Genomic DNA, 23,796 nt, shown 5'->3' with positions numbered 1-23,796 from the left:
CCGCACCCCGCGCGGCAGCCGCCGGGCCGCCGCCGCGCTCACGGCCCTCGGCGGGCTGATGCTCGCCGGGCTCCCCGCCCAGGCCGCCCACGCGGCGGCCACCGTCACCAACCCCGGCTTCGAATCGGGCGCCACCGGCTGGACCGCCTACTCCGCCGGCGGCCAGACCGCCGCCTCCTTCACCGAGGCCGGCGGTCACGCGGGCAGCACCCGGCTCAGCCACTGGTCGGCCTCCGCCTACAAGGTGGAGACGTACCAGTACCTCTCCGGGCTGACCGACGGCACGTACACCCTCAGCGCGTGGGTCCGCTCCAGCGGCGGCCAGAACTCCGCCTACATCGCCCTGCGCAACTGCGGCTCCGCCGAACAGCGCACCGACCTCCCGCCCACCGCCAACGGCGCCTGGATACGCCTGGTGACCTCGGTCAAGGTCACCGGCGGCGCCTGCACCATCAGCCTCAACTCCGACGCGCACGCCGGAGAATGGGCCAACTTCGACGACATCGCCTTCACCTCGGGCACCACCGGTCTCAGCGTCAAGGGCGGCGACCTCTCCACCCTCCCCAAGAACGAGGCCCACGGCGCTGTATACCGCAACGCGAGCGGCACCACCGGCGACGCCATGACCCTGCTGCACTCCGCCGGAATGAACTACGTACGCCTCAAGGTGTGGGTGAACCCGGCGGACGGCTACAACGACAAGGCCCACGTCCTCGCCATGGCCAAACGCGCCAAGGCGCTCGGCATGAAGGTCCTCGTCGACTTCCACTACTCCGACGCCTGGGCCGACCCCGGCAAGCAGACCAAGCCCGCCGCCTGGGCCGGCCACAGCTACACCCAGCTGAAGACCGACGTCTACAACCACACCTACGACGTGCTCAACGCCCTCAAGGCGCAGGGCACCACCGCCGACATGGTCCAGATCGGCAACGAGATCAACGCCGGAATGCTCTGGCCCGAGGGCTCCACCGACAACTGGTCCCAGCTCGCCGGACTCCTCACCTCCGGCGCCAACGCCGCCAAGGCCGTCTCCTCCGGCACGAAGGTCGCCCTGCACCTCGCCAAGGGCGGCGACAACGCCGGAACCCGCTGGTGGTTCGACAACGCCGTCGCCCACGGCGTCCCGTTCGACGTCATCGCCCTCTCGTACTACGGCTACTGGCACGGCGCCCTCTCCGACCTCCAGACCAACCTGGACGACGCCGCCTCCCGCTACGGCAAACCGGTCCTCGTCGCCGAGACCGCCTACGCCCACACCCTCGCCGACAAGGACGGCCTGGAGAACAACATCGCCACCGCCGACCAGCTCGTCACCGGCTACCCCGCCACCCCCGCTGGCCAGGCCGCCAACCTCCGCGACGTACTCAACGTCGTCGAAGCCGTCCCCGGCGGCCGGGGCCTCGGTGCCGTCTACTGGGAACCCACCTGGACCGCCGTCACCGGCAGCGGCTGGGACCCGGCCGACGCCTCCTCCGGCAACGCCTGGGAGAACCAGGCGCTCTTCGACTACAACGACAAGCTGCTCCCGGCGGCGAGCTGGTTCTCGCACCGGTAGGACACCCGGCACATGACGACGCCCCGCCGTACTCCGGGCTCCGGAGGCGCGGCGGGGCGCCTTTGTCGCGGTGCGGGGCGGCCTTACTCGAAAGGATGTACCTCGCACGATCGTCTGCGCCCGACTCGATCCGGCCGCTACGGTCCGCCGTCATGAGCACCCACACCCAAGTCCCCGTGCCCGCCCGGCCGATCGTCGACGTCCATGTGATCGTCAGGGACGGCGAGAAGCTCCTGCTGTCCCAGCGCGGCGGCCCCTACGGACACGGCCGGTGGCACGCGCCGTCCGGGAAGCTCGACGAGGGGGAGGTCCTTGCCGTGGGAGCCGCGCGGGAACTGGAGGAGGAGACGGGACTGCACGTCGACCCGGGGGCGCTCACCCTCCTGCACACCGTCGTCCACCACCAGGGCGACGGCACACCGGACCGCATCGGCTACTTCTACGAGGCGCGCGCCTTCACCGGCCACCCGGTGAACCGCGAGCCCGACAAGTGCCTCGACCTGCGGTGGTTCGCCGAGCACGACCTGCCCGAGGACCTGATCGAGTACCCCGCCGCAGGGCTGCGCGGCAGCCTCACCCGCCCCGGCGGGGTCAGCTTCCACAACTGGTCGTAGAAACGGAGGGCGCACCGCACGTCGAGGAGCCCGGACCGGGGAGGCGGATGCCTCGTCTGGTCGACGAAGTGCGCCTCGCGATCGCCCCCGTGGTGGTGGGCCGTGGACGGCGCCTGTTCCCGGACGGCAGCACCCCGGTCGGCCCGCGCCTGCTCCGTCCCGTACTCGGGAAGCCTTCGGCCCGTCAGCCGGTGTAGCCCCCGTCGCTCAGCGCCTTCTCGATGCGGGCGCGGTGGTCCGCCTCCCAGGCGTCGAGGGACTGCTCGGCCTCCTTGGCGAGCCTCGTCCGCGCGGCCGCGAGGATCTCCTCCTGGCGGGCGGCGGGGGTGACGACGATGCCCTCCTCGTCCGCGACAACGATGTCGCCAGGGTGCACCAGCACGCCGCCGACGCGGGCCGGCTCGCCGAGCGCACCGACCTTCTTCTTCGTACCGGGGATCGGGATGACGCCGCGCGAGAAGACCGGGAAGCCGGCCTCGCGCACCTCGTCGAGGTCGCGGATGACGCCGTCGACGACGAAGGCCGCGACGCCCCGGCGCTGGGCGACGGCGCACACGTTGCCGCCGGCCAGCGCGTAGTCCACGTCGCCCGACTCCACGACGATGACCGAGCCGGGCTCGGCGCGGTAGATCGCGGCGTGCAGCATCAGGTTGTCGCCGGGCTCGCACCGTACGGTGTACGCCGGTCCGGCGACCCGCGGGGAGTTCCACAGCGGGCGGATGCCGATGTCCATGATCTGCTCGCGACCCAGCAGGTCGGCCAGGGTGGTGGGGGGAATGTCCTTGAAGGCGGCGTTCATTGGCGTCTCTGTTCCTTTGTGTGGCAGGTCGGTCGGCAGCGGGCCGGCCGTGGCCCTCACCAGGTCGTGAGGGCGGTGTTCCCGGTTGACATCATCGTGGGAGTCCGAGCCGTACGGGAGGTCAGGTTGCTCACACTGCCGGAGATCGCCGAGGACCCGGGGGTCCTGACGCACCGCCCGGACCTGGCCGACGGTACGGCGGCCGTCTTCCGCCCTCTCGTCCGTACCGACGCCGACCGCGCGCCGGACGCGGCAGGCCCACCGGCGTGACGCGGAGGCCCGTGAGCAGCCCTCCGACGCCCCGCCCGCAGGCGCCCCCGCTTCACCCTCGTCTCGCTGTACGGGACAACGTTGCTCGCATCGTGGACTGATCACTAACGTCCGGAACCATGACTGAACTCGTGGATGTCCCGCCGTTCGCGCGGGTCGAGGAGCTGGACGGTCTGCCGGGGCGCGTGGTTCTGGCGGACGTGAGGTGGTATCTGGACGGGCGCTCGGGGCGTGCCGCGTACGAGGGGGGACACCTGCCGGGCGCGGTCTTCGCGGACCTCGACCGCTGGCTGACCGGCCCTCCCACGACGGTGGGCGGCCGCAACCCCCTTCCCGCTCCGGAGTCGTTCGCCGAGGGCATGCGGGGACTGGGCATCGGTGACGACGACATCGTGGTGGCCTACGACGACCAGGGCGGGGTCATCGCGGCCCGGCTGGTGTGGATGCTCCGGGCCACCGGGCGCCGTGCGGCGATCCTCGACGGCGGTCTCGCCGCCTACCTCGACGCGCACCCCGACTCCCTGACGACGGAGGAACCGAAGCCGGAGGAGGGCGAGTTCTCCGTACGCCCCTGGCCCGCGGCGGCCCTGGTGGAGGCCGACGGCCTGGTGGGGCCGGAGGTCCTGACCGTCGACGCCCGCAACCGGGACCGCTTCGTCGGGGCCCAGGACCCGGTCGACCCCCGCCCGGGCCACGTGCCCGGTGCGGCGAACGTCCCCTGCCGGGAGAATCTGGACGGGCTCGGACGGCTGCTGCCCGTTCAGGCGATCCGGGACAACTTCGCCGCCGGAGGCGTGGACGCGGACACCGCGTCGAAGGTCGTCTCCTATTGCGGCTCCGGTGTGACGGCCTGCCACAACCTCCTGACCCTGGAGCACACCGGGCTCGGCCGGGGCCGGCTCTACGTCGGCGGCTGGTCCGCCTACAGCCGTGACGAGGCCCGCCCGGTGGAGACCGGACCCGCCCGCTGATACGGCGGACCACGACTCCGTATCCGGCGCGTACGCGACGGGCGGGGCGGGACGGTGTGAAACCGTCCCGCCCCGCCCGCTGCTCGACTTCCGCTACCGCACCGGGGTGAAGTCGCGGGCCCCGATGAACTCGGGACGGCGCACCGGGGCCTGGAAGGGCTCCTGCGCCTGGTTCTCCACGCTGTTGAAGACGATGAAGACGTTGCTGCGCGGGAACGGGGTGATGTTGTCACCCGATCCGTGCATGGCGTTGCAGTCGAACCAGGTCGCCGAACCCGCCCTGCCCGTGAAGAGCTTGATGCCGTGCGCGTCGGCCATCCGGGTCAGGGCCTCGTCGGACGGGATGCCCGCGTCCTGCATCTGGAGGGACTTCTTGTAGTTGTCGGTGGGCGTCTCGCCCGCGCAGCCGAGGAACGACCGGTGCGAACCGGGCATGATCATCAGCCCGCCGTTGGTGTCGTGGTTCTCGGTCAGCGCGATCGAGACGGAGACGGTCCGCATGTTCGGCAGCCCGTCCTCCGCGTGCCAGGTCTCGAAGTCCGAGTGCCAGTAGAAGCCCGAGGCGCCGAAGCCCGGCTTCACGTTGATCCGGGACTGGTGCACGTACACGTCCGAGCCGAGGATCTGCCGGGCCGCGCCCACCAGCCGCTCGTCGGAGACCAGCCGGGCGAACACCTCGCTGATCCGGTGCACTTCGAAGACGGAACGCACCTTCTGGGACTGCGGCTCGACGATCGACCGTGCGTCGGCACGGATCGCCGGATCGGCGATCAGCCGATCCATCTCGGCCCGGTAGCCCGGGACTTCGTCCACAGTGAGCAGCTGGTCGACGGCGAGGAAGCCGTCCCGCTCGAAGGTGAGGAGGCTCTGTACGGGTACGGGCCCCGGGGCGCCCGGCGCGGACCAGACGACCGGGTCCCGGCGGGGAGTGACCGTCTCGGCGGCACCGCGCGAGGGGTACAGATCGGTGCGCGCGTACGTGGTCATGGTCAGGCCTCCTCGGTCAGCAGCGGGTAGACGCCGTTCTCGTCGTGGTCCTCCCGTCCGGTGACGGGCGGGTTGAAGACGCAGACGCAGTGGAAATCGGTCTTCGGCCGGAGCGTGTGGTGCTCGTGGCCGTTGAGCAGGTACATGGTGCCGGGGGTGATCCAGTGCTTCTCGCCGGTGTCGTCGTTGGTGAGTTCGGCCTCCCCCTGGGTGCACAGGACGGCCTCGATGTGGTTCGCGTACCACATCGACGTCTCCGTGCCCGCGTACAGGATGGTCTCGTGGAGCGAGAAGCCGACCTTCTCCTTGGCGAGCACGATCCGCTTGCTCTCCCAGGTGCCGGAGGCGGACTTCACGTGCCGGTCGGTGTTCTCGATGTCGCTGAACGAACGGACGATCACGGTGGTGTGGTGCCTTTCTCTGCGGCGATTCTCTCGGTACCCGACCCGTCCCGGAAGTCCCGGGCCCAGGCGGGGGGTTCATGGTGGAACGGGCCGGTCAGGCGGCCGTTTCGCGGACGGACCGGGCCAGCGTGCGCAGCCCTTCGTCCAGCTCCTCGGGGGTGATGGTCAGCGGCGGCAGCAGCTTCACGACCTCGCTCTGCGGGCCCGACGTCTCCAGCAGCAGCCCGAGCTCGAAGGCGCGCGCGGTGACCGCCGAGGCGCGCGCCGGGTCGGTGAACTCCAGGCCCCACACGAGGCCCCGGCCCCGGAAGGAGGCGGTGGGCTCCTCGGCGCAGAGCGAGAGCAGGGTCTGCTCCACCTGTTCGCCGCGGGCCTTCGTCTGCCCCTCCATGTGGCCGTCCGTCCAGTAGGCGTCGAGCGCGGCGGCGGCGGTGACGAACGCGGGGCTGTTGCCGCGGAAGGTGCCGTTGTGCTCGCCGGGCTCCCAGACGTCCAGCTCGGGGGTGAACAGGCAGAGGGACATGGGCAGTCCGTAGCCGCTGATGGACTTCGACAGGGTGACGATGTCCGGGACGATGCCCGCCTCCTCGAAGGAGAAGAAGGCGCCGGTACGTCCGCAGCCCATCTGGATGTCGTCGACGATCAGCAGCATGTCCTGGCGGTGGCACAGCTCCTGGAGGGCGCGCAGCCACTCGGCGCGGGCGACGTTGATGCCGCCCTCGCCCTGGACGGTCTCCACGATCACGGCGGCCGGCTTGTTCAGGCCGGAGCCCTGGTCCTCCAACAGCCGCTCGAACCAGAGGAAGTCGGGGACCTGGCCGTCGAAGTAGTTGTCGAACGGCATCGGCGTGCCGTGCACCAGCGGGATGCCCGCACCGGCCCGCTTGAACGCGTTGCCGGTCACGGCGAGCGAGCCGAGCGACATCCCGTGGAAGGCGTTGGTGAAGGAGACCACGGACTCACGGCCCTTCACCTTGCGCGCCAGCTTCAGTGCGGCCTCGACCGCGTTGGTACCGGTCGGGCCCGGGAACATCACCTTGTACGGCAGGTCGCGCGGGCGCAGGATCACGTTCTGGAAGGTCTCCAGGAAGGCACGCTTGGCGGTCGTCGCCATGTCCAGGCCGTGGGTGATGCCGTCCCGCTCGATGTAGTCGAGCAACGCCCGTTTCAGTACGGGGTTGTTGTGGCCGTAGTTGAGTGATCCGGCACCGGCGAAGAAGTCCAGGTAGGTGTGGCCGTCCTCGTCGGTCAGCCGGGCGCCCCGCGCGTGGTCGAACACGGCGGGCCAGCTCCGGCAGTAGCTCCGGACCTCGGACTCCAGGGTCTCGAAGACGCTCAGGGCGGGCGGGGTGATGGTCACGGCGATCTCCTGAGGGTTGGGGGACACGGGGTGGTGGTGGCGCGAGGGGGCCACGCGGTCGCGCGAGGCGCGCGGTGGTGGCGCGAGGGGCCCGCGCGTCCGCGGAAGGCACGGGGCGGCGGCTCTACCGAGGGCCGGTGCTGCCTGGCCGGTGCTGCCCTGCTGACCGGTGGCGGCCCGTCAGCTGCCGAACGGTCCAATGCTGTACAGGACTTCGGGAAGGTGCGTGTCCTCGGGGAACAGCTCCCCGGCGAAGAGCACCTCGCGCTCCAGCCCCACGTCGTGGCGCTGCGCGTACGAGGTGAAGAGCCGGTTCGAGGCGGTGTTGTCGGGCGTGACGGTCGTCTCCACCGCGATCAGCCCCTGCTCGGCGGCGACCCGCTCGGTCAGCGCGTCCAGCAGGGTGGCGGCCAGCCCCCGGCCCCGGTACGCACCGTCGACCGCCACCTGCCAGACGACGAGCGTCTGCGGGCGGTCCGGGCGCACGTACCCGGTCACGAAGGCGACGGGCTCGCCGTGCTCGTCCCGGGCGACCACCGAGGTGCCCGCGAAATCGCGGCACCAGAGCAGGTAGCTGTACGAGGAGTTGAGATCGAGGACTTCGGAGTCGCGGGCGATCCGCCACAGCGCGGCCCCGTCCTCCACGCGTGGCGCGTCCACGGTGAGGAATGCGCTCGGCGCGTGCGGCGCATTGAGGTCGGCGGAGTCGGTTCGGGCACGGGCAAGGTCTGCTGGTGCGGCGCTCATGCCAGGGAATTTACCCAGCAAATTTCGTAATCGCATCGCCGGAAAGGGTTGGGTGGCGGAGACTCACGTGTTATCACGCGAGTGCGAGCCGACCTCACCTCGCAGGTCTTTTCTGGTGGTTCGTGGTGGATTTATCCGACATTACGTCCCCCGTTGTGGAGTCCGTCACAGCCCGGTAATCCCCCTGACCCGCCTGCGGAACGTGCCTCCCGGCTCCTCCCGGATCCGTGCGTTTAGCGGCAGGGAACCCGGGCACAAGAATGCGGGGAGCTGCTTATCCATAAGCAGCTCCCCGCATTCATTGAATTCGGTGGCCCGAAGAACCCGAAGAAATTGTTCGCCGGGCGCGGAGCATGTGGAGAATGTGCCGCGCCCCGTGAATCACACGCTCGGCCAGGTTTCCTCGACGGCCTTGCGGGCAGCTTCAAGATCGACCTGCCGGCCGGCCTCGGCCAGCGCCGAACCCAGCGCCGCGAGGGAGGCGAGGACCGCTCCGCGCGTCGCGTCCACCCCGTAGTGATTGACCCGGACCATCTCCTTGGACAGCGCCCCGCCGCCCGCGATCAGCGGCAGCGAGGGCTCCGCGAGCAGCGCCCGCGCCACCAGCGCGGAGGCGTCCACCCCGTCCGGCACGCGCAGCGTCGTGGCGACCGGCGCCGCGTCGCGCGCCTCGTGGACGTACGGCGTCAGCCCGCCGCCGAGCGCGAGCGCACCCGCCCGGGTGGCAGCGGCGGCGGCCGCGTGACGGGCCATGAGGGGCTCCAGGCCCTCCGCCTCGATCCGCTCGACACACGCCTCCAGCGCCAGCATCTCCAGCTGCGCCGGGGCGTGCAGCAGCGCCTTGCGGCCACCGTCGATCCAACGCTGCTTCCAGTCCAGCAGGGAGAGGTAGGAGTGGCGCGGGGCCTGCGGGTTGGCGGCGATCCGCTCCCAGGCGCGCGCGCTCACGGAGACGGCCGAGACGCCCGCCGGGCCGCCCATCGCCTTCTGCGCGCCGATCACGCACAGGTCCACGCCCCACGCGTCCGGCAGCAGCGGCTCGGCGCCGACCGAAGCCACCGCGTCCAGCATGAAGAGGGCGCCGTGGGCCCGGACGACCTCACCGATCTCTGCGACCGGGTTGGTGTTCCCGGTCGCCGCCTCGGCGTGCACCAGCGAGACGAAGTCGATCTCCGGATGCTCGGCCAGGGCGGCGGCGACCTGCTCGGCGGTGACGGCCGTGTGGAACGGCACCGCGAGGTCGACGACCTCCGCGCCGCAGTCGCGCAGCCAGTTCCCGAAGGTCTGGCCGTACGGGCCGGTGACGACGTTGAGCGCGGTCGTACCGGGCCGGGCGGCGCCCCGGATGCAGCCCTCCAGGGGCAGCAGCGCCTCGCCCTGCATGATCACCACGTCCTGCTCGGTGGCGAGGAGACCGGCCACCCGCTTCTCGATGGCCGCGAAGTGCGCGGCGGTGAGCGGGGCGAGGTCGAGGAAGGGGTGCGTCACGGTGGTGCTCTCTCCGGTTCGGTCAGTCATTCTGCGGGCCTGTGTACGAACAGCGCTCGGTCCGAGAGTACCGACCGCCTCGTACAGTGCCGCACATGAGCGATCACAGCGACCAGCGCGACCACCGCGACCGGGACCGGCGCGTGCTGCGGGTGAGGGGACGGGTGCTCGTCGGCCCGGACGAGGCACGGGACGAACTGTGGGCCGTGGACGGCCGGATCACCTACGAGCGGCCCCCGGGCGCGGACGGGGCGGACACCGTCGAGGGCTGGGTGCTGCCGGGTCTGGTCGACGCGCACTGCCACGTCGGACTCGACCGCCACGGCCCCGTCGACGCGGCCACCACCGAGCAGCAGGCGCTCACCGACCGGGAGGCCGGCGCCCTGCTGCTCCGCGACGCCGGATCGCCCTCCGACACCCGCTGGACCGACGACCGCGAGGACCTGCCGAAGATCATCAGGGCCGGCCGCCACATCGCCAGGACCCGCCGCTACATCCGCGACTACGCCCACGAGATCGAGCCCGGCGACCTGGTCGCCTACGTCGCGCGCGAGGCCCGCCGGGGCGACGGCTGGGTGAAGCTGGTCGGCGACTGGATCGACCGGGGGGTGGGCGACCTCACCCCCTGCTGGCCGCGTGGGGAGGTGGAGGCCGCGATCGCCGAGGCCCACCGGCTCGGCGCCCGGGTCACCGCGCACTGCTTCGCCGAGGACTCGCTGCGCGATCTGGTGGAGGCCGGCATCGACTGCGTCGAACACGCCACGGGCCTCACCGAGGACACCGTCCCGCTCTTCGCCGAACGCGGGGTGGCGATCGTACCGACGCTGGTCAACATCGCGACCTTCCCGCACCTGGCGGACGGCGGCGAGGCCAAGTTCCCCCGCTGGTCCGCGCACCTGCGCCGGTTGCACGCCCGCCGCTACGACACCGTGCGCGCGGCGTACGACGCGGGCATCCCGGTCTTCGTCGGTACGGACGCGGGCGGCTCGCTCCCGCACGGCCTGGTGGCCGCCGAGGTCGCCGAGCTGGTCAAGGCCGGCATCCCGCCGCTGGAAGCGCTCGGCGCGACCACCTGGGCGGCGAGGCGCTGGCTCGGCCGCCCGGGCCTGGACGAGGGCGCCCCGGCCGACCTGGTCGTCTACGCCGAGGACCCGCGCGCCGACGTACGGGCCCTGGCCGCGCCCCGCCACGTGGTGCTCAACGGCCGGGTGGTGGGCTGACACCTCGTACGACGCGCCCAGCCTTCAGCGTGCGGGGGCCCCGGTACCCACGGCGCCCGGTACGTGGCCCAGGGCGCGCAGGATCCGGGCCAGGTCGCGGGGTGCGGCGGTGAGGCGGACGAGGGTCCCCGCGTCGTCCAGCTCGGCGACGTGCCAGCCGCTGGAGACCTCGTCCCCGTCCTCGCCCCGGACCCGCCGCACGCGCACCACGGTCAGCCGCTCCACCGGCACCCGCTTCGCCCCGAACCGCCCGGGGCCCGAGTGCGGTGCCACCGCGAGCACCTCGCCCCCGCCCAGCACCACATGGGTGCCGAAGTGGTACGGGTTGTACTCCGTGGCCTCCAGGAAACGCGCGGAGAGGAACACCTCCTCCGCGTCGGCCCCTTCGGTCCCGTCGGTGTCATCCGCCCCGGCCGCCCCGAGAGGCCCGGGCGGCCGGAGGCGGGCGGCGCGGAAGGCCAGGACGAGGAGCCCCGCCGACACCGCCGTCCCCGCCACCGCCCAGGCGATCGTCGCGGGGGAGCCGAGCGGGTCCGTGGGGTGCAGGACGCAGAGCGGCAGCAGCCACAGCGCGGTCGCGAAGAGGGCCCCCACGAAGGGGAGGGCCGAGGGGAGCACCTCGTCGTCCGGCAGTCGGCGTGCGCGTACCCGCTGGACGGCCAGGGCGACGGGGTAGCAGGCGCCGAGCGCGAGCGCCACCGCGAGAGCCAGCAACTGCCCTGCCGGAGCGCGGTATTCGTGCCACTCCCCGTGGGTCCCGACGAACGACCTCGGCCCGCCGCGCCAGAAGGTCACCTCAAGCCGGTCACCCGGAGCGTATGCCCCGGCCATCCTGTGGGAGACGCTGATCCGGTCGGTCCTCCCGCCGGCCGACACGTAGAGCGAGTTGTACTTGGGGTGCTCGTGGAAGTCCGTGCGTACCACCACCCCCGGGAACGTGGAGAGGCACTCACCGCGATCCGCGGCCGGCGTGGCGGCGGTGCACGGGACGACCACCCGCCACGCGCGTTCGTTCGCAAGGGAGTCCGGTACCGCCCAGAGGGCGACGATCAGCGCCACGAGGAGCAATGGAACGCTCCACGCGATCGGCCCGAAGAGGCCGTGCCCCCCGGTGCGCGGGGTGATGACGTGTCGGTGCTCCGGTTCGGCGGGGGCCCCGTAGCGGCGGCGCAGAGCCCGCAACTCCGCCACCCCGGCGTCGAATTCAGGGTCGTCGGTCCGGTAGCTCCGGGGCTGGGGAAGGTTGCGGACGCCTCCGTCGCGCAGCAGCAGGCTGACCCGACGTCGTTCCTGGTAACGGGAGTTGACGTGGATCCGGTGGACGCGCACGGCCACCACGTCCGGCCACGGCACGCTCCGGCGCCGCAGCGGAGTCCGGTAGCGCACCCCGTCCGCGTCGGCGTGCGTGACGGGAGCGGTGCCCCCGAGTCCGACGAGCGACCACCCTCTGCCGAATGCGGAACGGTAGGTCAGTCGCGGGTCATCGCTCATACGCACAGCTTGCCACCGGCCCGATCCGCGCTCTTGTCGAGGTTGCGGCAGCGTTCGGGGCCGCAACCTTGCCGACTTCCACCCCCCCCGGTACGGGTGGTGTTCCCGGCGACGGCCAGGGCATCGTACCGACGCGGGCACCGTGTTGACGGGCAGTGACGATCGGGCGGTCCGCTCGTTGAGAGTGCTCGATCCGTACTCTCAAGGCCCGGGTGTGCGAGACGCGTTCGGTGAAACGGGTGACTCCGAGGAACGTACGTGCCGCCAGATTCGAATACGTACGCTAAAACCCCCCTTTGGGGTGAACTAGCGTCAGGTATCCGCCAGTTCACCCTTCGTGCGTAAAGATTCACGGAGTCGAGGCCGCCGGCGCACGCGATGTCCCCCATTGGACGGTGCCGGTGGCTCCATGTCTCTTGTGGGGGTTCCACCATCTTGAACAGCAACACCTTCCGTCTCGCCGCCCTGGCGGTCGCCGCAGCTCCCGTCGCCCTGTTCGCCGCGTTCCCCGCGCAGGCGGCCGCAGCTCCGGCGACCACGGGCGCGGACGAGGGCAAGGCGAGTGCGGTCGTGCTCCGGACGGCGCTCGACGTCTCGCTCGCCAACAAGACCGTCGACGTGCCGCTCAAGGCCACGCTCAACGAGGTCAACGCCCCCGAGAGCGCCGAGAAGACCGCGCTCTCCGTGAGGCTGGACGGTGTGGCCGACGGCCCGGTCCAGGTGCTGCGGGCCGACGTCGCGACCTCGGGCGCCACGGTCGACAAGCACCGCGCGGAGGGGCACAGCAACCTCGTCAAGGCCCGGGTTCAGGTACCCGGCCTGCCGTTCCTCCCGCTCATCGAGGTCGAGAAGGTCACCTCGAAGGCGGTCTGCGAGGTCGGCAAGAAGCCGGTCGCGTCCTCGAACGTCCTCGGGCACGTGACGGTCCTCGGCAAGCGGATCACGCTCACCGCGGGCGGCCGGACCGAGGTGGACCTGCCGAACGTCGGCAACGTGACCCTCGACCTGTCGAAGACCGGCACCACCTCGAAGACCGCCGCCGCGGCCGGGCTTCAGTTGCGGATCTCCCTCAACCCGGGCCGGCTCAACGTCGCCGACGTGCAGGGCGAGGTGACCCTCGCGGAGGCGACCTGCACCACGCCGGGCGCCGGCCACGGCGGTTCCGGCGGCGGTTCCGGCCACGGTGGTTCGGGCAACGGCGGCTCGGGTCACGGAGGTTCGGGCAACGGCGGTCACAGTGACGGCGGTTCGGGCAACGGCGGCTCCGACGGCGGCGGTACGGACGACGGCGGCGCGACGACCGGCGACAGCGGAGCGACCGGCGACAACGGAGACACCGGCAACTCCGGTTCCACGGAGGGCGGGTACGAGGACGGCGGCGCGACGGACAGCGGCACGACCGGTGACGGCTCCACGGGCGACACCGCCACCACCGGTGCCACCACCGGCGACACCCCGGGCGACACCGGCTCCACGGACGGCACCTCCGGCAGCGGCGGCGACGTGAAGACGCAGACCGGGGCCGACAGCGCCCCGGCCACCGTCTCCGGGGAGGACCTCGCGGAGACCGGCAGCAGCTCCAGCACCCCGCTCATCGCGGGCGGCGCGGCCCTGCTGCTGGCCCTCGGCGCCGGAGCGACCGTCCTCGCCCGCAGGCGCACCCAGGACTGACCCGACCGACCCGGACCACAACCGGGCAGAAGGGCCCTGACACCGGGCAGAAGGGCCGTGACCGGGCACGCGACCCCCGGCCGGTCCGCGCGCTCAGGCGGGCACGCGGACCGGCCGGAGGGCCCGCCGGACGCCGGACGCCGGACGCCTGAGGCCGGACGCCGGATGCCGGGCCCCGGCCCATCCGCCGGGCCGGGATCCGCAGGGAGCGACTGTTCCGGGACGACTGTGCCGGGGCGGTTCGACCCGCCCCGGCCGCCTCACCTCACCGCTCACCCCGCCGCCCCCACCGGCAGCGCCTGAAGGGCCAGGTCCAGTGCCTGGAGGAAGCGGTTGGTCGTCACCCGGTCCCGGACCGCGAGCCGCAGCCAGTCCGGACCGAGCCCCGGGAAGGTGTCCCCGCGCCGGGCCGCGAACCCCAGGGAGCGCAGCCCCTCCCGCAGCTCGGCCGCACCCTCCAGGCGGATCAGCACGAACGGCCCCTGGGCCGGGGCCACCACCTCGATCTCGCCGAACTCCGCGATGCCCGCCAGCAGATGGGCCCGGTCCACCGCGATCCGGTCCGCCGCGCAGGCCGCCTCCGCCAGCGCCCGGGGCTCCATGCACGCCTCGGCCGCCGCCAGCGCCGGTGACGACACCGGCCAGAGCGGCTGTGCCTCCTCCAGCAGGGCGATCACCCCGGGGTCGGCCATCACGTAGCCGATCCGCAGCCCTGCCAGCCCCCACGTCTTGGTGAGGCTGCGCAGCACGACGAGGCCCGGGACGTCGGTACGCCCGCAGAGCGCCTCGCGCTCCCCGGGCACCGCGTCCATGAACGCCTCGTCGACCACCAGGGTCCGCCCCGGTCTCGCCAGCGCTTCCAGCGCACCGGCGGGGTGCAGCACGGACGTCGGGTTGGTCGGATTGCCGACGACCACCAGGTCGGCGTCCTCCGGCACCATCGCCGGGTCCAGCCGGAACCCGTCCTCCGCCCGCAGCACCACACGCCCCACCTCGTGCCCGGCCGCCCGCAGCGCCGCCTCCGGCTCCGTGAACTGCGGGTGCACCACGACCGGCCGACGGGCCGGCAGCGCCCGGGCGATCAGCACGAACGCCTCGGCCGCCCCGGCGGTCAGCAGCACCCGGTTCACCGGGAGCCCGTGCCGGGCGGCGACGGCGGCCCGCGCCGCACGGCCGTCGGGGTAGGCGGCGAGCCCGCCGAGTGAGGCCGCTATGCGTTCCCGCAGCCAGTGCGGCGGGGTGTTCGTCCGGACATTCACGGCGAGATCGGTCAGGTGCCTGCCGCGCACCTCGGCGTCGCCGTGGTGACGCAGGTCGGGACCGCCGCTCTCGATGTACCGCGTGGGGGGTGTCATGGCTGCCATGGTGATGGGCGCGGCGCCTCCCGTCACCGGCGCAGCTGAAGATTCCGCTTCCGGGAGAACCGCGCGCGCTCCGCTTCGCCGGGCCACCGCGCACGTCGCCCGCGCCGACTTCGTCTTCGGGACCACCAGTTCGTCCGCCGCGCAGAGTGCCGCCGCCTCCGCCACCGAGGCCGTACCGACCAGCGCGGCGACCGCCTCGGACACCCCGGGCGCCGGTACCCGGCTCAACTCCGCCGCCGACCGGCCGCGCAACGGCACCCCGAGGCGCGCCGCCGCCGCGACGATGCCGGGCTCCGCCGTCTTCGCCTCGACGGTGGCCAGCTCGACCACGTCGGAGACCGCGAGCCCTGCCGTCCGCAACACCTGTTCGATCAGTGCGGACACCTCCTCGCCCGGCACACCCCGGCGGGCGCCGACGCCGACGACGAGCCCCGCCCCGGCGGCGGCTGCGGGGGAGGGGTCCTGGGACCCTGCGCTTGCGGTCACGGGCAGTCCTTTCGTACGGGCCGCCACCGCGGGGAGTCCTCGGGACACCCGGCGAGGCGTACGGCGCTCCTGCGGAGACGGCGGAGATGACGGAGGTGGCGGAGATGACAGAGACGGCGGAGATGCGGGCAACCGGCCCGATCGGCTAGCAAGGGCCCATGGCGGTGTTCGTCGCGCTCGGCGCGTTCCTGATGACTCTGGCCGGCGGCTGGGTCGCGCAACGCGTCACCGACCGCCGCCACCTGGTGCTCGGCTTCGCCGGCGGGCTGATGCTCGGCGTGGTCGGCCTCGACCTCCTGCCGGAGGCGATCGACGCGGCGGGGCGGCCCGTGGCGGGGGTGCCCGCCGCCCTGCTGTTGTTCGTGGGGGGCTTTCTGCTGGCCCATCTGGTGGAGCGCCTGCTCGCGGTGCGCCAGGCGGCACACGGGGCGGGCGAGGAACGCGTGCCCCAGGTGGGGCTGACGGCGGCGGCCGCGATGGTGGGCCACAGCCTGATGGACGGGGTCGCGCTCGGCGCCGCCTTCCAAGTCGGCGCCGGCATGGGGGCGGCCGTCGCGCTCGCCGTCATCACCCACGACTTCGCCGACGGATTCAACACCTACACCCTTACCAGTCTCTACGGGAACAACCGCCGCAAGGCGTTCTTCATGCTCTTCGCGGACGCGATCGCCCCGATCGTGGGCGCGGCGACCACCCTCGTGTTCACTCTTCCGGAGGAATTGCTCGGCGCGTATCTCGGGTTCTTCAGCGGGGCGCTGCTCTACCTCGCCGCCGCCGAGATCCTCCCCGAGGCCCACCACGACCACCCGGCCCGTTCCACCGTGCTCTGCACGATCTGCGGAGTCGGCTTCATCTGGCTGGTCGTCGGCCTCGCGGACTGAGCGGAGCGACCCGCAGCCCTCTCCGCCGTACGGAGAACCCTCCGCCTTCGGGCAGAGGGCCCGCAGCGCCGTACGGAACAGCCCTCAGCGCACCGTCCCGCACCGCTCCACGAACCGCCGGGCCGTCCCCGGCGCCCCCGCCCAGTGGGTGTGCAGATAGCTCGCGTGCACCCCGCCCCGGACGAAGCCCTCCACCCGGCGTTCCGGCAGGTGCATCCCCCAGGCAGGTACGGGCCCCGAGCCCGGCTCCAGCACCGTCCGGTGGAACTCGTGACCGCGCACCCGGGTCCCGGCCGCCGCGAGCGAGCTGTCCGCGACCGCCACCGCCTCCCGGTAACCGAGCGTCAGGCGCCCCGACATCCGGGCGCTCGCGTCCAGCACCCCGCACATCGGCCGGCCGTCCAGCTCGCGCGCCAGGTAGAGCAGCCCCGCGCACTCCGCCGCCACCGGCGCCCCGCTCTCCGCGAGGGCGGTGACCGCCCGGCGCAGCGGTTCGTTGGCCGACAGCTCGGGGGCGTACACCTCGGGGAAACCGCCCCCTATGACCAGCCCCGCCGTGCCCTCGGGGAGCTTCTCGTCGTGGAGCGGGTCGAAGGGGACGACCTCCGCGCCCGCCGCCGTGAGCAGCTCGGCGTGTTCGGCGTACGCGAACGTGAACGCGGCCCCGCCCGCCACGGCGACGACCGGCCGCCGCCCGGAAGGGGCGTACGGCTCCGGCTCCCAGGCCTCGCCGGCCGGCGGGGGAGCGGTCCGGGCCAGCGCCAGCAGCGCGTCCATGTCGCAGCCGGCCCGCACGCGTTCGCCCATCGCCGCCACCGCGTCCACGGCGTCGGTGCGCCGTTCGGCCACCGGCACCAGCCCCAGATGACGCGAGGGGGTCTCCACCTGCGCGGCCCGCCGCAGCACCCCGAGCACCGGCAGCCCGGACTCCTCCAGGGCGTCCCGCAGCAGCATCTCGTGCCGGTCGGAGGCCACCTTGTTCAGGATCACCCCGCCGATCCGCACCCCGGGGTCCCAGGCCGCGAAACCGTGCACCAGGGCCGCCACCGAACGCGACTGCGAGGAGGCGTCGACCACCAGCACCACCGGCGCCCGCAGCAACTTCGCCACCTGCGCCGTAGACGCCAGCTCGCCCTGGCCCGAGGCTCCGTCGAACAGCCCCATCACGCCCTCCACGACCGCCAGGTCGCACCCCGCCGCCCCGTGCGCGAAGAGCGGCGCGATCAGGCCGGTCCCGCACATGTAGGCGTCGAGGTTGCGGCCCGGCCTGCCCGTGGCCAGCGCGTGGTAGCCCGGGTCGATGTAGTCGGGGCCCACCTTGTGCGGGGAGACGGCGAGCCCGCGCGCGGCGAAGGCGGCCATCAGCCCGGTGGCGACGGTGGTCTTGCCGCTGCCGGAGGCCGGGGCGGCGATCACCAGACGCGGCACACTGCCGGAAACGCCCCCGGAAGAGGAAGCACTCACCACTCGATGCCTCGCTGGCCCTTCTGACCCGCGTCCATCGGGTGCTTCACCTTCGACATGTCGGTCACCAGGTCCGCCGCGTCCAGCAGCGCCTGCGGGGCGTTGCGGCCGGTGATCACCACGTGCTGGGTGCCGGGACGGTTCCGCAGCGTCTCGACCACGTCCTCGGTGTCGATCCACCCCCAGTGCAGCGGGTAGGCGAACTCGTCGAGCACGTACAGCTTGTACGTCTCGGCGGCGAGGTCGCGCTTGACCTGCGCCCAGCCCTCGCGGGCCTTCTCCTCGTTCGCCGTGTTGTCCGTCTCGCCGGAGGGCCCGCGCTGGACCCACGACCAGCCCTCGCCCATCTTGTGCCAGGCGACCGTGCCGCCCTCGCCGCTGGCCCCGAGGACCTTCAGCGCGTTCTCCTCGCCGACCTTCCACTTCGCCGACTTGACGAACTGGAACACCCCGATCGGCCACCCCTGGTTCCAGGCGCGCAGCGCCAGCCCGAACGCGGCCGTCGACTTCCCCTTGCCGATCCCGGTGTGGACCAGGAGGAGCGGACGGTTGCGGCGCTGACGGGTGGTGAGCCCGTCGTCCGGTACCGAAGTCGGCTGTCCCTGCGGCATTACGCGGCCCTCCCGGCTGCTCTGACATCCTTGACCAGCCCGGCGATCGAGTCGGCCCGCAGCTCGTCGAGCGTGACGGCGGTGCCTCCCAGATCGCGGGCGAGCTGTGCGGCGAGCCCGAGGCGTACGATCCCCGACTCGCAGTCCACCACGACGGACGCGGTCCCCTCGGCGGCGTGCAGCCTTCCGGCCCGCGCGGCCAGCGCCACCGGCTCCGGCCCGCCGGTCGCCCGGCCGTCCGTCACCACCACGAGCAGCGGACGCCGCGAGGGGTCGCGCATCCGCTCCACGCGCAGCACGTCGTGCGCCTTCAGCAGACCCGCCGCCAGCGGGGTACGCCCCCCGGTCGGCAGGGTCTCCAGCCGGGCCGCCGCCGCGTCCACCGACGAGGTCGGCGGCAGCACCAGCTCGGCGTCCCGCCCCCGGAACGTCACCAGGCCCACCTTGTCGCGCCGTTGGTACGCGTCGAGCAGCAGCGACAGCACCGCGCCCTTCACCGCGCTCATCCGCTGCCGGGCCGCCATCGACCCGGAGGCGTCCACCACGAAGAGCACGAGATTCCCCTCGCGCCCCTCCCGCGTCGCCTGCCGCAGATCGTCCCGGCGCACCACGAGCCCCCGCCCGGACCGGCCGCGCGCCCGCTGGTGCGGGGCGGCGGCCTGGACCGTCGCGGCCAGGTGCAGCTTGGTCAGCGCACCCTGTGGACGCCGGGCGCCGGTCGTCCGGCCGTGCTCGGTACGCGCCCGGGACCGGCGTCCCGCCGCGCCCTCGCCGAGCCCGGGAACGCTCAGCATCTTCGTACGGAACGGCTCCGCCGCCGCGACCGGCCGCTGCTCACCGCCGGCCGGGACGCCCGGACCCCGCGGGGAATCCGGGCCCTGCGGGGAACCCTGGCTCTCCGGGGAGGGCGAGGCCGAAGACTCGGGCGCCGACGCGTCCTCGGGGCCGCCCCCCTGCGGCGGCACCCCGCCGCCGGGACCGCCCCCGTCGCCCGGCCCGTCGGGACCGGAGTCAGGATCGGGATCGGAGTCCGGGTCCGGACCGGGCTCACCGTCACCGCTCCGCCCCTCGTCCCGCCGGCTCTCCTCCTCGGCGGCCTCCCGGAGCGTGTCGTCGAGCTTCTCCTCGTCGAGCCCGGGGGCGTCGAAGGGGTTGCGACGCCGCCGGTGCGGCAGCGCCAGCAGGGCGGCCTGGCGCACGTCGTCGGCGGTCACCTCGTCGCGCCCCGCCCAGGCGGCCAGCGCGGTCGCGGTGCGGGCCATCACGATGTCCGCGCGCATCCCGTCGACCTCGAACGCGGCGCAGGTCGCCGCGATCCGCCGCAGCGCCCCGTCGCCGAGCACGACCGCGGGGAGCAGGGCGCGCGCCGCGGTGATCCGCTCGCGCAGCGCGCTCTCCTCGTCGGCCCACGCCGCCGCGAAGGCCGCCGGATCGTCGTCGTACGCCAGGCGCCGCCGCACGACCTCCACCCGCAGATCGGTGTCCCGGGACGCGGCCACCTCCACGGTCAGCCCGAACCGGTCCAGCAACTGCGGCCGCAGCTCGCCCTCCTCCGGGTTCATCGTGCCGACCAGCAGGAACCGCGCCGCGTGCCGTACGGAAACGCCCTCGCGCTCCACGTACGAGGCGCCCATCGCCGCCGCGTCCAGCAGCAGGTCCACCAGGTGGTCGTGGAGGAGGTTGACCTCGTCCACGTAGAGGATGCCGCGGTGCGCGTCGGCGAGCAGACCCGGCTCGAAGGCCTTCACGCCCTCGGCGAGCGCCCGTTCGATGTCGAGCGCCCCGACCAGCCGGTCCTCGGAGGCGCCGACCGGCAGCTCCACCGTCCGCGCGGGCCGCGACGCACCGGGCGCCGCCGTGTGCGGGCCGTCCGGGCACGCCGGGTCGGGGGAGGCCGGGTCGCAGGAGAACCGGCAGCCCGGCACCACCGCGACCCGGGGCATCAGCGCGGCCAGCGCCCGCACGGCGGTGGACTTCGCGGTGCCCTTCTCGCCGCGCACGAGCACCCCGCCGACCGCCGGTGACACGGCGTTCAGCAGCAGCCCGAGCCTCAGGTCGTCCTGGCCGACGATCGCGGTGAACGGATACGGCGTGCTCACAGGGCCTCCTGGATGGTGTCGGAAACGTTCGTGTGCGTCACGGCAGTCGGTACGGAGGGTGGTTCGGCGAGTGGTTCGGCAGGCGGTACGGCGGGTGGTACGGACCCCACGTCGGCGCCCGCGCCCGGCAGCACCGGCGCGCCCGGGCCGACGAACGGCAGCCCCGCCGGGGCACCCCGCTCGATCAGCCGCCACAGGGCGTCGGTGTCGGCGTGCTCCTCGATCAGGTCGCCCAGCAGATCGAGCTGCTCCTCGCGCAGCGCGGCGAAGCTGGTGTCCGGGGCGGCCGTGAACCGCCGCCCGGCGGCCCGGGCGACCTCCGTCAGGAAGGCCCGCCGGAACGCGTCGCTCTCCAGCGACCCGTGCCAGTGCGTCCCCCACACCTGGCCCACCCGGCAGCCGTCCAGGAACGGTTCGCCGCCCCGCACGTCGGCGACGCCGTGGTGGATCTCGTACCCCTCCACCGGCTCGCCGAGCGCCGCACCGACCGGCCGGGCGAGCGTCTTCTCCCGTGCGAAGCGGATACGTACCGGCAGCAGGCCCAGCCCCTCGACCACCCCGGCCCGCGACTCGACCTCGTCCTCGATCCGCTCGCCGAGCACCTGGAAACCGCCGCAGATCCCCAGCACCGGACGGCCCTCGGCCGCCCGCCGGACCAGGGCGTCCGCGAGCCCCCGGGCACGCAGCCACTCCAAAGCCTTCACGGTCCCCCGAGTACCGGGCACCACGACCAGGTCCGCGTCGGCCAGCTCCTCCGGCCGGTCCACGAACCGCACGATCACGCCCGGTTCGGCGGCCAGCGCGTCCACGTCGGTGAAGTTCGACATCAGCGGCACCGCGCACACCGCGACCCGCAGCACGTCCTCGCCGTGCGGCGGCGCCACCACCGACTCCCGGACGGTCCCGCGCAGCGACACCCGCAGCCCGTCCTCCTCGTCGATGCCGAGACCGTGCGTGAACGGCAGGACCCCGTACGTCCGCCGCCCGGTCAGCCCCAGCAGCATGTCCAGGCCCGGCTCCAGCAACGACACGTCACCGCGGAACTTGTTGACCAGATAGCCCGCGACCAGCTCCTGGTCCCCGGCGCTCAGCAGCGCCGTCGTGCCGAAGAACGAGGCGAACACCCCGCCCCGGTCGATGTCGCCGACGACCAGCACCGGGAACCGGGCGGCCCGGGCGACGCCCATGTTCACGATGTCGGTCCGCCGCAGATTGATCTCGGCCGGGCTGCCCGCCCCCTCGCAGATCACGGCGTCATACGTGCCCCGCAACTGCTCCAGGCAGTCCACGACCGTCCCGAACAGCGACTCCTGCCTGCCCCCGTGGTAGCCGCGCGCGCTCATCTCGCCCACCGGCTTGCCCATCAGCACGACCTGGCTGGACCGGTCGCCTCCGGGCTTGAGCAGCACCGGGTTCATCAGCGCGGACGGCTCGACCCGGGCGGCCTGCGCCTGCATGGCCTGCGCCCGCCCGATCTCGGCACCCTCGCGGGTCACGAAGGAGTTCAGCGACATGTTCTGCGCCTTGAACGGGGCGACCTTCACCCCCCGCCGCACCAGCCACCGGCAGATCCCCGCCGTGACGACGCTCTTGCCGGCGTCCGAGGTGGTGCCGGCGACGAGCAGCCCGCCGCCCCTCGTCACGTTCCCGCTGCCGCTCATGCCCGTCCTCGTTCCGTCATCCTGTGTGTCGCCGCCGGCCGTCCCGCAGCCCGTCCCGAGGCCGGCCTACCCGCCACCAGCCGTCCCGCGACGCAGACGGCCAGGGCCAGCACGCTCACCCGGCGCGACAGCCGCACCGCGCGCTCGATGTCGCCCGCCTCCACGGCCACGGCCCGGCCCTCGGCACCGTTCAGCAACGGCCGGTGCTCGACCCGCCCGCCGTACGCGAGGGTCCCGCCCAGCCGTACGCCGAGCGCCCCCGCGAACGCGGCCTCCACCGGGCCCGCGTTCGGGCTCGGATGGCGCCCCGCGTCCGCGCGCCAGGCCCGGACGGCCTGCCCGGGCCGCCCCCCGGCGACGACGGCCAGGGCGGCGGTGAGCCGGGCGCCGGGCCACCCCGCCACGTCGTCCAGGCGGGCCGAGGCCCACCCGAAGCGGCGGTGGCGCGGCGAGCGGTGGCCCACCATCGCGTCCAGGGTGTTCACCGCGCGGAAGCCGACGAGCCCCGGGACCCCGCCCAGCGCGCCCCACACCAGGGCGCCCACGACGGCGTCCGAGGTGTTCTCGGCGACCGACTCCACGACGGCACGGGCGATCCCCGGACCGTCGAGCGCCTGCGGGTCACGCCCGCACAGATGCGGCAGCCGCTCCCGGGCCGCCTCGACGTCCCCGGCATCCAGCGCCGCGCCGATGGCCCTGGCCTCGCGGCCCAGCGACGTACCGCCGACGACTGACCAGGTGACGGCCGCCGTCAGCGCGACGGCGGCGACGGGGCTGCGGCGTACGGCACGGGCGGCGAGCGCGGCGGCCCCCGCGGCGCCTCCGGCGCACACCAGGGTGTGCAGCGCGCCCCGGCCCCGGTGGTCCCGCCAGAGGCGCTGTTCCACGGCGGCGGCGGCCCGGCCGAACCCGGCGACCGGATGGCCCCGGCGAGGATCGCCCAGCAACCGGTCGGCGATCAGCCCCGCCGAGGCGCCGTACGCGAAGACGCGGTCGGCACGCACGGCTCAGCCCGCCGCGGGTCGGAGCGGTCCCGGACCGGATGGGACGGCTGACGGGGGAACGGGCGCACGGCGGCCAGGCATGGCGTATGTCCTCACTCAGGGTCCGCGCCCTGGTTCGACGAGACGGCGACGAGAGTGTCCTGGCTCCCGGATCGGCGGCCACCCCGGTCGTCCGTCACGCGCACGGTGGGGCGCCGCTCCCCGGTGACAGTGGCGGGACCGCGCCGGATTCGCACCGGCTTCCTCTGCTGTCGCCGTGAATGGCTCCGGCAGTCCACCACGCAGCGCGAAGGCCCGTCAACTCGCCGTTGACCTGCGGGGCCGTGGTGTGCCCGGACGCACATCGGGCCGGACACACGCGGTGTGTCCGGCCCGACGGGGCGCGACGAGACCTGCGGGAGGAGCGGGTCAGGCGACGATCAGGTAGATGCCGTACGCGACCGCCGCCGCGCACAGCGCGAAGCAGGCGTACGCGCCGGTGCGCGCCAGCGCGGCGGACGATCCGGAACCGCCGCTCAGCGCGGTACCGGCCTTCTTGGCGAGAGAGACGACGCCGAGGCTGAAGAAGCCGACGAGTGCCACGGTGACCACGAGGCTGACACCGAAGACGGTGGCGAGAGCTGCCCAGTCGATTTTCATGGGGGCGAGT

At 73.4% G+C, this 23,796-nt stretch carries 22 protein-coding genes and 1 riboswitch; of the genes, 8 read left to right on the top strand and 14 right to left on the bottom strand.

Features of this window, described 5'->3' with window-relative positions; genetic code table 11:
• The first annotated feature begins 58 nt into the window (after positions 1–58).
• The 3 genes from OG599_RS06930 to OG599_RS06920 all read left to right on the top strand — a co-directional run bounded on the left by OG599_RS06930 (position 59) and on the right by OG599_RS06920 (position 2,366).
• Positions 59–1,555, top strand: a complete 1,497-nt coding sequence (locus tag OG599_RS06930) for a glycoside hydrolase family 53 protein (RefSeq protein ID WP_327179948.1) — start codon at positions 59–61, stop codon at positions 1,553–1,555.
• 152 nt (positions 1,556–1,707) lie between these two features.
• Entirely contained in the window at positions 1,708–2,169 is a 462-nt protein-coding gene (locus tag OG599_RS06925) for an NUDIX domain-containing protein (protein ID WP_327175060.1), read from the top strand.
• A 47-nt stretch (positions 2,170–2,216) separates the two neighbouring features.
• Positions 2,217–2,366, top strand: a complete 150-nt coding sequence (locus tag OG599_RS06920; protein WP_327175059.1) for a hypothetical protein — start codon at positions 2,217–2,219, stop codon at positions 2,364–2,366.
• Here the strand turns inward: OG599_RS06920 and OG599_RS06915 are convergent.
• Complete coding sequence (locus tag OG599_RS06915; RefSeq protein ID WP_327175058.1) at positions 2,354–2,968, bottom strand: RraA family protein; 615 nt, start codon at positions 2,966–2,968, stop codon at positions 2,354–2,356. The genes OG599_RS06920 and OG599_RS06915 overlap by 13 nt on opposite strands.
• 126 nt (positions 2,969–3,094) lie before the next feature.
• Between OG599_RS06915 and OG599_RS06910 the strand changes: the two genes are divergently transcribed.
• Positions 3,095–3,238, top strand: coding sequence for a hypothetical protein (locus OG599_RS06910; RefSeq protein WP_327175057.1), 144 nt, complete (start codon positions 3,095–3,097; stop codon positions 3,236–3,238).
• A 119-nt stretch (positions 3,239–3,357) separates the two neighbouring features.
• Entirely contained in the window at positions 3,358–4,209 is an 852-nt protein-coding gene (locus OG599_RS06905; protein ID WP_327175056.1) for a sulfurtransferase, read from the top strand.
• 93 nt (positions 4,210–4,302) lie between these two features.
• On the opposite strand, the gene thpD is transcribed toward OG599_RS06905, so the two are convergent.
• The 5 genes from thpD to OG599_RS06880 form a co-directional block, all read right to left on the bottom strand.
• A complete protein-coding gene (gene thpD / locus OG599_RS06900; RefSeq protein WP_327175055.1) occupies positions 4,303–5,196 on the bottom strand; it encodes an ectoine hydroxylase in 894 nt (297 codons plus the stop codon).
• A gap of 2 nt (positions 5,197–5,198) precedes the next feature.
• Complete coding sequence (locus OG599_RS06895; RefSeq protein ID WP_327175054.1) at positions 5,199–5,597, bottom strand: ectoine synthase; 399 nt, start codon at positions 5,595–5,597, stop codon at positions 5,199–5,201.
• A 97-nt stretch (positions 5,598–5,694) separates the two neighbouring features.
• On the bottom strand, positions 5,695–6,960 hold the full coding sequence (ectB, locus tag OG599_RS06890; protein WP_327179947.1) for a diaminobutyrate--2-oxoglutarate transaminase: 1,266 nt from the start codon (positions 6,958–6,960) through the stop codon (positions 5,695–5,697).
• Positions 6,961–7,140: 180 nt separating this feature from the next.
• Positions 7,141–7,605, bottom strand: coding sequence for a diaminobutyrate acetyltransferase (gene ectA, locus OG599_RS06885; protein WP_327179946.1), 465 nt, complete (start codon positions 7,603–7,605; stop codon positions 7,141–7,143).
• A gap of 483 nt (positions 7,606–8,088) precedes the next feature.
• The gene (locus OG599_RS06880; RefSeq protein ID WP_327179945.1) at positions 8,089–9,195 is read right to left on the bottom strand and encodes a pyridoxal-phosphate-dependent aminotransferase family protein; all 1,107 of its coding nucleotides are present in this window, start codon (positions 9,193–9,195) and stop codon (positions 8,089–8,091) included.
• A gap of 95 nt (positions 9,196–9,290) precedes the next feature.
• On the opposite strand from OG599_RS06880, the gene OG599_RS06875 reads away from it, so the two are divergent.
• A complete protein-coding gene (locus OG599_RS06875; protein ID WP_327175053.1) occupies positions 9,291–10,415 on the top strand; it encodes an amidohydrolase family protein in 1,125 nt (374 codons plus the stop codon).
• A gap of 24 nt (positions 10,416–10,439) precedes the next feature.
• Here OG599_RS06875 and OG599_RS06870 read toward each other — a convergent pair whose 3' ends face one another.
• On the bottom strand, positions 10,440–11,906 hold the full coding sequence (locus OG599_RS06870; RefSeq protein ID WP_327175052.1) for a PH domain-containing protein: 1,467 nt from the start codon (positions 11,904–11,906) through the stop codon (positions 10,440–10,442).
• 435 nt (positions 11,907–12,341) lie between these two features.
• Between OG599_RS06870 and OG599_RS06865 the strand changes: the two genes are divergently transcribed.
• Positions 12,342–13,577 carry an SCO1860 family LAETG-anchored protein gene (locus OG599_RS06865; RefSeq protein WP_327175051.1) on the top strand — a complete coding sequence of 412 codons (1,236 nt, stop codon included), beginning with the start codon at positions 12,342–12,344 and terminating at the stop codon, positions 13,575–13,577.
• A 272-nt stretch (positions 13,578–13,849) separates the two neighbouring features.
• Here OG599_RS06865 and cobC read toward each other — a convergent pair whose 3' ends face one another.
• Positions 13,850–15,427 carry an Rv2231c family pyridoxal phosphate-dependent protein CobC gene (gene cobC, locus OG599_RS06860; protein ID WP_327175050.1) on the bottom strand — a complete coding sequence of 526 codons (1,578 nt, stop codon included), beginning with the start codon at positions 15,425–15,427 and terminating at the stop codon, positions 13,850–13,852.
• 158 nt (positions 15,428–15,585) lie between these two features.
• Between cobC and OG599_RS06855 the strand changes: the two genes are divergently transcribed.
• Positions 15,586–16,308 carry a ZIP family metal transporter gene (locus OG599_RS06855; protein ID WP_327175049.1) on the top strand — a complete coding sequence of 241 codons (723 nt, stop codon included), beginning with the start codon at positions 15,586–15,588 and terminating at the stop codon, positions 16,306–16,308.
• A gap of 84 nt (positions 16,309–16,392) precedes the next feature.
• Here the strand turns inward: OG599_RS06855 and OG599_RS06850 are convergent, their stop codons facing one another.
• The 6 genes from OG599_RS06850 to OG599_RS06825 form a co-directional block, all read right to left on the bottom strand.
• Positions 16,393–17,772: a cobyrinate a,c-diamide synthase gene (locus tag OG599_RS06850; RefSeq protein ID WP_327175048.1), complete on the bottom strand. Its 1,380-nt coding sequence runs from the start codon at positions 17,770–17,772 to the stop codon at positions 16,393–16,395.
• Positions 17,769–18,383, bottom strand: coding sequence for a cob(I)yrinic acid a,c-diamide adenosyltransferase (gene cobO / locus OG599_RS06845; RefSeq protein ID WP_327175046.1), 615 nt, complete (start codon positions 18,381–18,383; stop codon positions 17,769–17,771). The genes OG599_RS06850 and cobO overlap by 4 nt, the downstream gene beginning before the upstream one ends.
• Positions 18,383–20,482 carry a putative cobaltochelatase gene (locus OG599_RS06840; RefSeq protein WP_327175045.1) on the bottom strand — a complete coding sequence of 700 codons (2,100 nt, stop codon included), beginning with the start codon at positions 20,480–20,482 and terminating at the stop codon, positions 18,383–18,385. The genes cobO and OG599_RS06840 overlap by 1 nt, the downstream gene beginning before the upstream one ends.
• A complete protein-coding gene (locus tag OG599_RS06835; protein ID WP_327175044.1) occupies positions 20,479–22,143 on the bottom strand; it encodes a cobyric acid synthase in 1,665 nt (554 codons plus the stop codon). The genes OG599_RS06840 and OG599_RS06835 overlap by 4 nt, the downstream gene beginning before the upstream one ends.
• Positions 22,140–23,147 carry a cobalamin biosynthesis protein gene (locus tag OG599_RS06830; RefSeq protein WP_327175043.1) on the bottom strand — a complete coding sequence of 336 codons (1,008 nt, stop codon included), beginning with the start codon at positions 23,145–23,147 and terminating at the stop codon, positions 22,140–22,142. Before OG599_RS06830 ends, OG599_RS06835 begins: the two co-directional genes overlap by 4 nt.
• Positions 23,148–23,281: 134 nt before the next feature.
• Positions 23,282–23,392, bottom strand: a riboswitch (cobalamin riboswitch).
• A 163-nt stretch (positions 23,393–23,555) separates the two neighbouring features.
• Complete coding sequence (locus OG599_RS06825) at positions 23,556–23,786, bottom strand: hypothetical protein (RefSeq protein ID WP_327175042.1); 231 nt, start codon at positions 23,784–23,786, stop codon at positions 23,556–23,558.
• Positions 23,787–23,796 lie beyond the last annotated feature (10 nt).

Origin of the sequence: Streptomyces sp. NBC_01335 (genome assembly GCF_035953295.1) — a bacterium.
In the GTDB taxonomy this organism is placed as follows: domain Bacteria; phylum Actinomycetota; class Actinomycetes; order Streptomycetales; family Streptomycetaceae; genus Streptomyces.
The sequence above is the reverse complement of the archived record's forward strand: the minus strand, read 5'-3'. Positions and strand labels throughout refer to the sequence as shown.